Annotated in this window: 17 protein-coding genes; 15 read left to right on the top strand and 2 right to left on the bottom strand. The window is 44.8% G+C overall.

Annotation, left to right across the window (positions count from 1 at the left end; genetic code table 11):
• Positions 1-46 precede the first annotated feature (46 nt).
• The 3 genes from L0991_22680 (at position 47) to L0991_22670 (ending at position 2,086) form a co-directional block, all read left to right on the top strand.
• Positions 47-247, top strand: a complete 201-nt coding sequence (locus L0991_22680; GenBank protein XGB65585.1) for a YheV family putative metal-binding protein — start codon at positions 47-49, stop codon at positions 245-247.
• Positions 248-341: 94 nt separating this feature from the next.
• Positions 342-932 (top strand): peptidylprolyl isomerase, encoded by a 591-nt coding sequence (gene slyD, locus L0991_22675; protein XGB65584.1) that lies wholly within the window; start codon positions 342-344, stop codon positions 930-932.
• A gap of 188 nt (positions 933-1,120) precedes the next feature.
• Positions 1,121-2,086, top strand: coding sequence for an isoaspartyl peptidase/L-asparaginase (locus L0991_22670; protein ID XGB65583.1), 966 nt, complete (start codon positions 1,121-1,123; stop codon positions 2,084-2,086).
• A gap of 115 nt (positions 2,087-2,201) precedes the next feature.
• Here L0991_22670 and L0991_22665 read toward each other — a convergent pair whose 3' ends face one another.
• Positions 2,202-2,429 (bottom strand): SlyX family protein, encoded by a 228-nt coding sequence (locus L0991_22665; GenBank protein XGB65582.1) that lies wholly within the window; start codon positions 2,427-2,429, stop codon positions 2,202-2,204.
• A gap of 5 nt (positions 2,430-2,434) precedes the next feature.
• On the bottom strand, positions 2,435-3,412 hold the full coding sequence (locus tag L0991_22660) for a hypothetical protein (protein XGB65709.1): 978 nt from the start codon (positions 3,410-3,412) through the stop codon (positions 2,435-2,437).
• Positions 3,413-3,543: 131 nt separating this feature from the next.
• On the opposite strand from L0991_22660, the gene fkpA reads away from it, so the two are divergent.
• The 12 genes from fkpA to rpsJ all read left to right on the top strand — a co-directional run bounded on the left by fkpA (position 3,544) and on the right by rpsJ (position 12,782).
• Positions 3,544-4,320: an FKBP-type peptidyl-prolyl cis-trans isomerase gene (gene fkpA / locus L0991_22655; GenBank protein XGB65581.1), complete on the top strand. Its 777-nt coding sequence runs from the start codon at positions 3,544-3,546 to the stop codon at positions 4,318-4,320.
• A gap of 205 nt (positions 4,321-4,525) precedes the next feature.
• Entirely contained in the window at positions 4,526-5,251 is a 726-nt protein-coding gene (locus tag L0991_22650) for a transcriptional regulator (GenBank protein ID XGB65580.1), read from the top strand.
• On the top strand, positions 5,245-5,634 hold the full coding sequence (gene tusD, locus L0991_22645) for a sulfurtransferase complex subunit TusD (protein XGB65579.1): 390 nt from the start codon (positions 5,245-5,247) through the stop codon (positions 5,632-5,634). The genes L0991_22650 and tusD overlap by 7 nt, the downstream gene beginning before the upstream one ends.
• The gene (gene tusC / locus L0991_22640) at positions 5,631-5,987 is read left to right on the top strand and encodes a sulfurtransferase complex subunit TusC (GenBank protein XGB65578.1); all 357 of its coding nucleotides are present in this window, start codon (positions 5,631-5,633) and stop codon (positions 5,985-5,987) included. The genes tusD and tusC overlap by 4 nt, the downstream gene beginning before the upstream one ends.
• Positions 5,988-5,995: 8 nt before the next feature.
• Entirely contained in the window at positions 5,996-6,271 is a 276-nt protein-coding gene (gene tusB, locus L0991_22635) for a sulfurtransferase complex subunit TusB (GenBank protein ID XGB65577.1), read from the top strand.
• A gap of 182 nt (positions 6,272-6,453) precedes the next feature.
• The gene (rpsL, locus tag L0991_22630; protein XGB65576.1) at positions 6,454-6,828 is read left to right on the top strand and encodes a 30S ribosomal protein S12; all 375 of its coding nucleotides are present in this window, start codon (positions 6,454-6,456) and stop codon (positions 6,826-6,828) included.
• 107 nt (positions 6,829-6,935) lie between these two features.
• A complete protein-coding gene (gene rpsG / locus L0991_22625; GenBank protein ID XGB65575.1) occupies positions 6,936-7,406 on the top strand; it encodes a 30S ribosomal protein S7 in 471 nt (156 codons plus the stop codon).
• Between the two features lie 142 nt (positions 7,407-7,548).
• Positions 7,549-9,645 carry an elongation factor G gene (fusA, locus tag L0991_22620; protein XGB65574.1) on the top strand — a complete coding sequence of 699 codons (2,097 nt, stop codon included), beginning with the start codon at positions 7,549-7,551 and terminating at the stop codon, positions 9,643-9,645.
• A 147-nt stretch (positions 9,646-9,792) separates the two neighbouring features.
• Complete coding sequence (gene tuf / locus L0991_22615; protein XGB65573.1) at positions 9,793-10,977, top strand: elongation factor Tu; 1,185 nt, start codon at positions 9,793-9,795, stop codon at positions 10,975-10,977.
• Positions 10,978-11,293: 316 nt separating this feature from the next.
• Positions 11,294-11,482 carry a bacterioferritin-associated ferredoxin gene (locus L0991_22610; GenBank protein ID XGB65572.1) on the top strand — a complete coding sequence of 63 codons (189 nt, stop codon included), beginning with the start codon at positions 11,294-11,296 and terminating at the stop codon, positions 11,480-11,482.
• A gap of 81 nt (positions 11,483-11,563) precedes the next feature.
• Entirely contained in the window at positions 11,564-12,046 is a 483-nt protein-coding gene (bfr, locus tag L0991_22605) for a bacterioferritin (protein XGB65571.1), read from the top strand.
• Positions 12,047-12,470: 424 nt separating this feature from the next.
• Positions 12,471-12,782, top strand: coding sequence for a 30S ribosomal protein S10 (rpsJ, locus tag L0991_22600; protein XGB65570.1), 312 nt, complete (start codon positions 12,471-12,473; stop codon positions 12,780-12,782).
• Positions 12,783-12,784 lie beyond the last annotated feature (2 nt).

Below are 12,784 nucleotides of genomic sequence, written 5' to 3'. Positions count from 1 at the left end.
ATCAAGCATAGAGAACCGCGAATCCAGAGTAGTAAAGGATATTAACGTGAAACAGAAAAAACGCTTTATCGCAGGGGCGAGCTGCCCTAGCTGCAATACTCAAGACACGCTTCGTTGGTGGATTGAGAATAATATCGAGCTGGTGGAATGTGTCGATTGTGACTTCTCAGAGCAACGTAAACCGAAAACTGTAGAGAAATCTGAACACGCGAATCAAGAAATGATCGGTATTTTTAAGCCTGAGTGATTGAGTTTCGATAATTGATCCCCATAATATCCGGGTACAGAATTTTTCCTAAGCTCAATTGTTGGAGCTTAGTCCAAACCTCCTTGGAGCTCTCATGAAAATTGAAAAGAACGTAGTAGTTAGTGTTGCATATCAAGTGAAACTTGAAGATGGCGTAGTAGTTGACCAATCAACTGCAGAAGCTCCACTAGATTACCTTCACGGTCACAACAACCTAATTACAGGTCTTGAAAAAGAGCTTGAAGGCAAAGTTGCTGGCGACAAGTTCTCTGCAACTGTTACTCCAGAAGACGCTTACGGCGAGCACAACGATGCACTAGTGCAACGTGTTCCTGCTGACGTATTCCAAGGTGTTGAACAAATCGAAGTTGGCATGCGCTTCCTTGCGGATACTGATCAAGGTCCAATCCCTGTAGAAGTAACTGAAGTAGACGGCGACGAAGTTGTTGTTGATGGCAACCACATGCTAGCTGGCCAAACTCTAACGTTTGACGTTGAAGTAGTAGCGGTTCGTGAAGCGACTGAAGAAGAAGTTCAACACGGTCACGTACACCAAGAAGGCGGCTGTGGCGGTCACGGTCACGACCATGATCACGAAGGCGGTTGCTGCGGTGGCGAAGGCCACGACCACGGTGAAGAGAAAAAAGACGGCTGCTGCGGCGGCGGTAGCTGTGGTTCTCACTAATACCGAGTTGACGGTTTAGTTTTAGAATATGAAAGCCTCCCTTGTGGAGGCTTTTTTCGTATTGGGGGGTGTGCTTTCTGGCGTGAACATGACCGCTAGTGAAAGATTTGTTGTTGCTATCAGACATCGGGCTTTGGATATGATATTGATAGCGATAGATAACAAGAATACGTCAGTGGAGAGTATACATGTCGCAACCTTTTTCAATTGCCATTCACGGTGGTGCAGGAACCATCTTGCGAGAGCAAATGAGTGATGAGCTAAAAGCGGGCATTACTGAGGCTTTAGAAAAATCAGTGTTAGCTGGTTACCAAGTGCTGCAATCGGGCGGTGATGCTTTGGATGCGGTAGTGGCATCGGTAAAGGTGATGGAAGACAGCCCACATTTCAACGCTGGTAAGGGGTCCGTTCTTACGCATGATGAGTTTGTGGAGATGGATGCGTCGGTGATGCACGGTCGTGAAATGGATGCCGGTGCTATTGCTGGTGTTCGCCATATTAAAAACCCGATCGAATTAGCTCGCGATGTGATGTTGAAAAGCGACCATGTACTGTTGATTGGGGAGGGGGCGGAGAAGTTTGCCTTTGAACACGATTATACCTTTACTGAGCAAGACTACTTCTTCACTGAACGTCGTTACGATCAGCTTCAATCGATGAAAGAAAAAGGCATATTTGCTCTGTCTGAAGCGAAATACGATGAACAGCAAGCTGAGAAATATCCAGATGACAAAAAGTACGGCACGGTTGGCGCTGTGGCATTAGACCAATCAGGCAACTTGGCAGCAGCGACCAGTACTGGTGGGGTGACAAACAAGAAGTACGGCCGAGTCGGTGATTCGCCAATCATTGGTGCGGGCACAATTGCTGAGAATGGTAATGTTGCGGTTTCTACCACTGGCATGGGTGAGTTCTTCTTAAGAAAAATGGTTGCCAGTGATGTAGCTGCGCGCATGCGTTATCTTAAAGAAGATGTTCATACCGCATGTGAACACATAATCCAAGGTGAGCTGAAAACCATGGGTGGCGAAGGTGGTTTGATTGCGATTGATGGCCAAGGTGATATTCACTTCGGCATGAACAGTTCCGGTATGTACCGTGCTAGCGTTGATACTGAAGGACGAGTGGAAGTTAAGATCTATGCCGATGACTAGCCAAGCTGCGGTGTAACTCAAATTCCCAATCAGATACACAAAAGGCGACAGATATCCTCTGTCGCCTTTTGTTTTTCAACCAGACCAGCAAGCTGCAGCTCATTGGCAACGCATATTAGTAATGTGGTGGTGGCGTCTCTTCAGATGCGTCAGCTAAGTTCGAACCGTCAATGTTCTTCACTTTACCTACGACATATTTCATTTGGTCTTGCATCTTAGTGATCAACATCTGTTGTTGGCTAAGCGCTTCATTAAGTTCTTCAATGGTTTGCTCTTGGAAAGCTAGCTGACATTCTAAGTCATTCACGCGGCTTTCTAACTGTTCAACTCGCTTTTCTGTCATCGTTCTTAATCCACATTCCAAGCTTGGGCGATGCCCGCAGAGGTGCCCGATATTACACGGTTTTTATCATCAAAGGCTGCATCATACACTACCGCACGAGGAGGGCGAGTATCTTTTAGTGGCTCAGCATCGTGTCGTGAAAGTCGTTTGCCATCCTGAGTATTCCAAACGCTCACTTGGCTGGATGGAGTTCCCGTCACTAACAGGCTGCCATCATCGGAAAAACGAGCACTGGAGAATATCAGTTGTCTCGACCAACTCTGTAGCTGAGCTTGAGGTTCTCCCGTTTTAAGATCCCAAATCATCGCTTGATTGCCACCATCAGAAGTAAAGGCTAATTCGCCATCCCGTTGTAAGGCGACACGTACGACTCTTTGCTCGTGCTCAAAGGTGCGCAATACCAAGCCAGTTTCGGTGTCCCACAGGTAGGCTTTGTAGTCGTTACCACCAGAAAGCGCATAGCGACCGTTCGAAGAAAGGGCGACGGAATTAACTTTTTCTCTATGAGCAAGGAACTCCAGACGGCGTCCGGTGACTAAGTCCACATAGATGGCTTTACCATTCGATAAACCGAGCAGTACTTTTTCACCATTGCTAGAGATGTCAACATCGCGAATCAAGCCGTCAGAGATAGACCATAGTCCTTCAGCTTGGGTCCAAGATAGGTCCCAAACGGCGAAGTTCATTTGGCTAGCAGTAATGGCAAAGCGGCCATTGTCAGAGATTCGAATACGCGACACTTGGTTTTCGGACTGATCTTGAGGGCCGAGTTGAGCTAACTCTTTGTTTTCGGCAAGGTCCCAAAGCAGCAGTTGTTTCTGCTGAGAGTAGAGTAGGGCGAAGCGTCCGTCTCTACTTAAAGCAAAGCTGGTGGCGCCGCTGGGCTCTATTTCCCAACGCTGCTCATCGTCTTGAAAGAAAAAGCATCCATTTAACAAGGTGATGACAATTGCACATATCAAGGAATGGAAAAATATTTGCATCACTTCTAATAATCCGGTTTGTGTCGAAAGACATATGACTAGTATATTGTTATAACTAACGTATTCACACCAATCTAATCATTAGATTTGTGCACAATAACCAATGGCTTGGCCATTAATTGGAGTATTCAATGAAATCAGTTTTAAAAGTATCACTGCTTGCCGCAACGGTTATGCTAGCAGTTGGTTGTCAGAAAGAAGAACCAAAGGCAGAAGCACCTCAAGTAGAAGAAGTTAAAGTAGAAGCAGTAAACTTTAAAACCGAAGATGACAAAGCGGCATACGCAATCGGCGTATCTTTCGCAAACTACCTGAGCACAAGCATTGATAAGCCAAGCGAGCTAGGCATTAACCTAGACAAAGACATGGTTCTTCAAGGTATTGAAGACGTATTCGCAGAGGAAACTGCACTTAACGAAGAAGAAACTCGTGCAGCGCTTGAAGCTCTAGACAAGCGTGTTGCTGAAACTATGCAAGCACAAGCGGCAGAGAAATCAGCGGCAACTAAGAAAGCAGGTGACGACTTCCGTGCTGAGTTCGCTAAAACAGAAGGCGTTAAGCAAACTGAATCTGGCCTACTTTACCAAGTAATGACACAAGGTGAAGGCGCTTCTCCAAAAGATACAGATACTGTTCAAGTACACTACAAAGGTACACTAACTGACGGTACTCAGTTCGACAGCTCTTACGACCGTGGCGAACCAGCAACATTCCCTCTAAACCGCGTAATCCCAGGCTGGACTGAAGGCGTACAACTAATGCAAGTTGGTTCTAAGTACAAATTCGTAATCCCGCCAGAGCTAGCATACGGTGAGCAAGACACACCGACTATCCCAGCTAACTCAACGCTAGTGTTCGAAGTTGAACTACTAAGCATTGATAACGCTGAAGCACCTGCTGCTCAGTAATAGCTGAAAGACATCCCGCTGTAAAAAGCGCAGATTGAATAAAAAGCCTAACTTCAAGTTAGGCTTTTTTTATGATTCGAATATGAGTATTTGATTTTTAAACTTGTTCTAAATCACTAGTTGCAATGTTAGCTAGGTGTGCAATTAAAATTTTCTGATAAACTTACATAAATTTGTTGATTTTTCACACGAAGGTAAGGAATAAGTGACTACTACAGAAACAGTCAATGCAGATGTGTTACTTGAAATGGAATCAGTCAATGTCATGCCATTCAGTGAACACGATAAAATCATTCTAAGATCTTATGAAGCGGTGGTAGACGGCATTGCGAGTCTAATTGGCCCATTTTGTGAGATCGTTCTGCACTCTTTAGAAGACCTCAACACCTCTGCAATTAAAATTGCTAACGGTGAGAATACCGGGCGTCAGGTTGGCTCGCCAATTACTGACCTTGCATTGAAGATGCTAAAAGATATCGAAGGTTCTAAACGTAACTTCTCACGCTCATACTTCACCCGTGCTAAAGGCGGCGTGTTGATGAAGTCGATCACTGTGGCTATCCGCAATGGTGAAGACCGAGTGATTGGCCTGCTGTGTATTAACGTGAACCTGGATGCGCCTTTCTCACAAGTGCTGCAATCTTTCATGCCGACACAAGACGCAGACGAAGCTGCCTCATCGGTTAACTTTGCAAGCGACGTTGAAGAGCTTGTCGACCAAACGGTTGAGCGCACTATTGAAGAGATCAATGCCGACAAGTCAGTATCGAATAATACCAAGAACCGTCAAATCGTGATGGAGCTGTACGACAAAGGTATTTTCGATATCAAAGATGCGATTAACCGTGTTGCTGAGCGATTGAATATTTCTAAGCACACCGTATACCTATATATCCGTCAGCGTAAAACAGAGGATGAAGAGGGTTGTTAAGCTATACACTCCTAGTTAATGGGCCTCTCTACGGTTCACAGTCAGCAAGAAGTGCTTACCAGTTTGCCGTGGCTCTGCTTCAACAGGGCCACAAACTCCATAGTGTATTCTTTTATCAAGACGGCGTAAGTAACGGCTCTGACCTTACAGTGCCAGCCAATGATGAGTTTGATTTGGCTGCGGCTTGGCAGAAATTGGCAAATGAACACAATGTGAGCCTTGAGACTTGTGTTGCGGCGGCATTAAGACGTGGCATCATCAGTTCTGAAGAAGCAGAGCAGCATCAGCTTAGTGGCTCTAACTTAGCTACTGGATTTACACAGGCTGGTTTAGGCAGCCTATCCGAAGCGCTACTCACGCAAGACAGAGTGGTACAGTTTTGAGAAAATTAGCCTTTGTATTTAATAGCTTTCCTCATACTACCGCTGCGGGTAGGGAAGGGTTAGACGCGTTATTAGCTGCGTCCGCTTATAGTGAAGATATCGCCGTGTTTTTTGTTGGTGATGGTGTGACACAACTTCTCAAAGCACAGCAGCCTGAACAGACACTGTCCCGAGACTACATCTCGGCGTTTAAGTTGATGGATCTGTACGACATAGAACAGGTGTACGTTTGTCAGCGAAGCCTGAGTCAGTTTGGCCTTTCAGCTGACGACTTGTTGATTGATGTCACCGTCGCTGAAGCTGATGAGTTAGCGCAGACGTTAGCCCAGTGCCAACAGATACTGACTTTCTAGGAAACGCTATGCTTCATATTGTTAAAACAGCGGATAAACTAAAGCTTGCACTCGTCTACTCTCAACCACAGGATCAGTTCTTGTTAGTTGAAGATGCAGTGTATGTTTGCCTTCCAAATCATGAGTTATTCACTCAAATCAGTGCAGTCGAGCACATGTCGGTATTAAAACCCGATTTAGAGAGTCGCGGCCTACAACAGTTGGCCTCTGAAGTCATCCCGCAAATAGGCTTTGATGGCTTTGTTGAATTGACGGTTTTAAACGACAAATCAGTCACTTGGTAGCTATGTTCTATCAGTTTGGTCAAAACTAGACCATCCTGAGCTCTAGACGGCTAAAAAAGATCTGTATATTTCTTGACACACATCCCACTGCTGAATAGAATTTTGCGTCCCTAATTGCGACATGTAGTTAGGGATAGATTTTTCACAAAGCTTACTTTCAAGTAAATTTCAGGAGCTAGTTAATGGCAACTATTAACCAGTTGGTTCGCAAACCTCGTGTAAAGCAAGTTGTTAAAAGCAACGTGCCTGCACTAGAAGCGTGCCCACAAAAACGTGGTGTATGTACTCGTGTTTACACTACTACACCTAAAAAACCTAACTCGGCACTACGTAAAGTATGTCGTGTACGTCTAACTAACGGTTTCGAAGTAACTTCGTACATCGGCGGTGAAGGCCACAACCTACAAGAGCACAGTGTTGTACTAATCCGTGGCGGTCGTGTAAAAGACCTTCCGGGTGTTCGTTACCACACTGTTCGCGGCGCACTTGACTGTGCTGGCGTTAATGACCGTAAACAAGGTCGTTCTAAGTACGGTGTGAAACGTCCTAAGTCTTAATTGATTCTCTTTTTTAAAAAGAAATCGTTAAGTAAGGCCAAACACTATTTTATTTATTATTCTGAAAAGTTTTGGAAAAAACCTGAAGAAGACAACGGAGAATATCCATGCCACGTCGTCGCGTAATAGGTCAGCGTAAGATCCTTCCAGATCCAAAGTTCAAATCTGAACTGCTGGCAAAATTCGTTAACATCCTAATGGTTGACGGAAAGAAATCTACTGCAGAGAAAATTGTTTACACTGCACTAGATGCAATGGCTGAGAAGTCTGGTAAAGACCACTTAGCTGTATTTGAAGAAGCTCTTGAAAATGTTCGCCCAGCGGTAGAAGTTAAATCTCGCCGTGTAGGTGGTTCAACTTACCAAGTACCTGTAGAAGTTCGTCCGGTTCGCCGTAACGCACTTGCTATGCGTTGGGTAGTTGAAGCTGCGCGTAAGCGTGGTGAAAAATCTATGGCTCAACGCCTAGCTGCTGAAATGCTAGACGCGTCTGAGAACAAAGGTACTGCGGTTAAGAAACGTGAAGACGTTCACCGCATGGCTGACGCAAACAAAGCGTTCGCACATTACCGTTGGTAATACCTTTTTAGTGCTGCAAGGTTCCTTGCAGCACTTCTTTAGTTCCTATGCTTATGCTAGGAACTATTGCTATTTCTAGGGCAGGCAATTTTTATCCTAGGTATAGCAATAGTCCCTAAGTCTCTAATAAGAGGATTCAACCGTGGCTCGTAAAACTCCTATTGAGCAGTACCGTAACATTGGTATCGTTGCTCACGTAGATGCAGGTAAAACAACCACAAGTGAACGTATTCTGTTCTATACCGGTCTTTCTCACAAAATCGGCGAAGTTCACGATGGTGCAGCAACCATGGACTGGATGGAGCAAGAGCAAGAGCGCGGTATTACGATCACTTCAGCAGCAACCACTACGTTCTGGCGTGGTATGGAAGCGCAATTCCCAGATCACCGTATCAACATCATCGACACTCCTGGACACGTTGACTTCACTATCGAAGTAGAACGTTCTCTACGTGTACTTGATGGTGCCGTTGTTGTGTTCTGTGGTTCATCTGGTGTTGAGCCTCAATCAGAGACAGTTTGGCGTCAAGCTGATAAGTACCAAGTTCCTCGTATGGTTTTCGTTAACAAAATGGACCGTACTGGCGCAGACTTCTTGCGCGTTATCGAGCAGATCAAGGACCGTCTAGGCGCGACTCCTGTTCCGATTCAACTGAACATTGGCGCTGAAGAAAACTTCCAAGGTGTTGTCGATCTTATCAAGATGAAGGCAATCAACTGGAACGAAGCTGACCAGGGCATGACTTTTACGTACGAAGACATTCCTGCAGACATGCAAGAAATGGCTGAAGAATATCGTACAGAACTTGTTGAAGCAGCGGCAGAAGCCTCTGAAGAGCTAATGGATAAGTACCTTGAAGAAGGGGAACTGACAGAAGCTGAAATCAAACAAGGTCTTCGTACTCGTACCCTTAACAATGAAATCGTACTAGCAACTTGTGGTAGTGCATTCAAAAACAAAGGTGTACAAGCTGTTCTAGATGCAGTGGTTGATTTCCTTCCTTCTCCAGTTGATGTACCTGCAATTAAGGGCATCGATGAAGACGAGAATGAAGCAGAGCGTCACGCGGACGACAAAGAACCGTTCTCAGCGCTAGCATTCAAGATCGCAACAGACCCATTCGTTGGTACTCTAACTTTCATTCGTGTTTACTCTGGTGTTGTTGAAAGCGGTAAAACAGCTTACAACTCTGTGAAGAAACAACGTGAACGTTTAGGTCGCATTGTACAAATGCACTCAAACAAGCGTGAAGAAGTAAAAGAAGTACGAGCAGGTGACATCGCGGCTATTATCGGCCTAAAAGATGTGACCACTGGTGAAACTCTGTGTGACCAGAACCATAAGATTGTTCTAGAGCGCATGGAATTCCCAGATCCAGTTATTCAGATCGTTGTAGAGCCAAGCTCACAAGCCGATCAAGATAAAATGACTATCGCGCTAAGTAAATTAGCGGCAGAAGACCCATCGTTCCGCGTTGATATGGACGACGAAACAGGCCAGACACTGATTTCTGGTATGGGTGAACTACACTTAGATATCATCGTTGACCGTATGAAGCGCGAATTTAGCGTGAACTGCAACGTTGGTAACCCGCAAGTGGCTTACCGTGAAACAATTCGTGGTACAGCGAAAGCGGAAGGTAAATTTATCCGTGAACACGGTGGTAAAGGTCAGTACGGTCATGTATGGCTGAAACTGGAACCATCAGAAGTTGGCGAAGGCTTTGTCTTCGTGGATGAAATTGCCGATGGTACAGTACCAAAAGAGTTTATCGCTTCAGTAGCTAAAGGCGTTGAAGAGCAGATGAACAATGGTGTGCTTGCTGGCTATCCAGTTCTGGATATCAAAGCTACACTATATGATGGTTCTTACCATGAAACAGATTCAAGTGAGATGGCGTTTACAATCGCTGCCTCTATGGCTTTCAGAGCAGGTGCACTTGAAGCGCAACCAGTTCTGCTTGAGCCTATGATGAAAGTTGAAGTGACTACTCCAGAAGACTGGATGGGTGACGTTGTTGGCGATATTAACCGTCGTCGCGGCATCATCGAAGGTATGGACGAGGGGACAGCTGGCCTGAAGATAATTCGTGCACAAGTTCCGTTGTCTGTCATGTTCGGTTACTCAACTGATTTACGTTCTGCGACACAAGGTCGTGCTTCTTACTCTATGGAGTTTAGTGAGTACGCTGAAGTGCCTAACAATGTTGCAAAAGCAATCATTGCAGAGCGTGGTTAAACAAAAGGAACGCATTTTTTTCATTTTTTGAAAGATCTAATGCGTCCAAATATTGCGCTAACGAGAGTTGGCGCATAAAATAGCAATTTCTGGCGCGTCTCGCTCAATAATGAACGTGGCGAATCATAACTAGGAAGGAACACGATTGTGTCTAAAGAAAAATTTGAACGTACGAAACCGCACGTAAACGTTGGTACTATCGGCCACGTTGACCACGGTAAAACAACTCTAACTGCTGCTATCTGTACTACACTTGCAAAAGTGTACGGTGGTGTTGCTAAAGATTTCGCATCTATCGATAACGCTCCAGAAGAGCGTGAGCGCGGTATCACAATCGCTACTTCTCACGTTGAGTACGACACTCCATCACGTCACTACGCACACGTAGACTGCCCAGGACACGCGGATTATGTTAAAAACATGATCACTGGTGCTGCGCAAATGGACGGTGGTATCCTAGTTGTTGCTGCGACTGACGGCCCAATGCCTCAAACTCGTGAGCACATCCTACTTGGTCGTCAAGTTGGTATCCCTTACATCATCGTATTCATGAACAAATGTGACATGGTTGATGACGAAGAGCTACTTGAGCTAGTAGAAATGGAAGTTCGTGAACTTCTTTCTGAGTACGACTTCCCAGGTGATGACCTACCAGTTATCCAAGGTTCTGCACTTGGCGCACTAAACGGCGAGAAGCAGTGGGAAGACAAGATCGTTGAGCTTGCAGAAGCACTAGATTCTTACATCCCTGAGCCAGAGCGTGCAGTTGACCAACCGTTCCTACTACCAATCGAAGACGTATTCTCGATCCAAGGTCGTGGTACTGTTGTAACTGGTCGTATCGAGCGTGGTATCCTACGTGTAGGTGACGAAGTAGAAATCGTTGGTATCAAAGAGACTACTCTTACTACTTGTACTGGTGTTGAAATGTTCCGTAAGCTGCTTGACGAAGGTCGTGCAGGTGAGAACGTTGGTGCACTACTACGTGGTACTAAGCGTGACGAAGTTGAACGTGGCCAAGTACTATCTGCTAAAGGTTCTATCAACCCACACACTAAGTTCGAGTCTGAAGTATACGTACTTTCTAAAGACGAAGGCGGCCGTCACACTCCTTTCTTCAAAGGTTACCGTCCACAGTTCTACTTCCGTACAACTGACGTAACAGGCGACATCACTCTACCAGAAGGCGTAGAAATGGTAATGCCAGGTGACAACGTTCAAATGACTGTTGAGCTAATCGCTCCAATCGCAATGGACGAAGGCCTACGTTTCGCTATCCGTGAAGGTGGCCGTACTGTAGGTGCTGGTGTTGTAGCTAAAATCTTCGCTTAATAGCATTTAGATTTTTGCACTCTCTTCATTAGAAGAGCACGCATCAAAAAAAGGGGAGCTTCGGCTTCCCTTTTTTATTTTGGTTATAAGGGAGATTCCTAACACGTAATATCCACAGTTTATATTCCGTTTTAAATACAGTTGTTTACTTAGCGCTTAAGTCGCCCGCCTAAACTCTCTCCTCTTCAAAGCCCGTTAATCTCTCTTTTCGACGAAACACTATAACCAATCGATATAAACATACGGCAAATTTTGACTGGTAATAAGAATGATTCCTTTTTATATTTAACTTCAAGTTAAGGGGTTAGGTTTTACTATGTACGTTTGTTTATGCCATGGGGTCTCGGATAAGAAAATCCGCAAGTTGGTATTAGAAGAGGGTATTACTGACATAAAAGGAATTAAAAAGTGTACAGCACTTGGCAGTCAATGTGGCAAGTGTGTACGTTCAGCAAAAGAAGTCATTAACGACACCGCGAAAGACCTGTTTAAACAGGCAAGCTAATTCTGCTCAAAGAGCAGTAGCTTTTTTGACACTTCTCGATTTGGTTCTACAGTTAGAAGAGCCAAAGAGGAGGGCTATGTCATGAAAGGCGATCCAATCATCATTCAACATCTCAACAAAATTCTTGGTAATGAACTTGTCGCAATAAATCAGTACTTCTTGCATGCACGCATGTACAAAGACTGGGGATTAAAGCATCTAGCCGACAAGGAGTATCATGAATCCATCGACGAAATGAAACATGCCGACCATCTGATTGAACGAATCTTGTTTCTCGAAGGGCTACCCAACCTGCAAGATCTAGGCAAACTTAAAATCGGTGAAGATACTCAAGAAATGCTGGAGTGTGACTTATCGTTAGAGATGGAAGCCATTCCGGATCTGAAAAACGCCATCGCTTATGCAGAAGATATTCATGACTATGTGTCACGAGATCTGTTTCTTGAGATTTTGGAAGATGAAGAAGAGCATGTCGATTGGTTAGAAACCCAACTTGGCCTCATCAAAATGACGGGTATTCAAAATTACCTACAAGCTCAATATGTCGATGAAGACGAAGGCTAAAATATATCGATAACAAGGGTAGCTGCTCAGGCGCATCCTAGTGGCTACCTTGCATTTCTTTTTCAGACGGTAGGGCACTACCAAGAACTAAAAATCCTCCAATCACCCCTCTTAATAGATTCTGCGATTATTTTTCAAACACAGCTTGCAAGTTAAAGTGTGATCTGTATAATGCACCGCACTGGCTTAAGCTGGTTGTGAACCAATGAGCACTGAGGAGTAGGTTTTACCTAGTAATGTATACTCAGCTTATGTTCGCGGTTAATAAAAATAGTAAGGCTTGTCTTTACTTCAAAAGTTAACTGACAATGCGTCCTAATTTTGGATGCTACGGTTTCACATAAATCAATCGGCATTCTCTCGTTTTATCGAGTTTGAGTGGCGATATTGTTTGTGTAATTTTTAATAATTGGAGCTCTGTCTCATGCAGAACCAACGTATTCGTATCCGCCTTAAAGCGTTTGATTACAAGCTAATCGATGCTTCAACTGCGGAAATCGTTGAAACAGCAAAACGTACTGGCGCACAGGTTCGTGGTCCTATCCCACTACCTACTCGTAAAGAGCGTTTCACTGTTCTTACCTCTCCACACGTCAACAAAGATGCACGTGACCAGTACGAAATCCGTACTCACAAGCGTTTGATCGACATCGTTGAGCCAACAGACAAAACTGTTGATGCTCTAATGCGTCTTGATCTTGCAGCTGGCGTTGATGTTCAAATCAGCCTAGGTTAAGG

Source organism: Vibrio chagasii, assembly GCA_041879415.1.
GTDB lineage: Bacteria > Pseudomonadota > Gammaproteobacteria > Enterobacterales > Vibrionaceae > Vibrio.
This window is presented reverse-complemented; position numbering and strand designations above follow the sequence as displayed.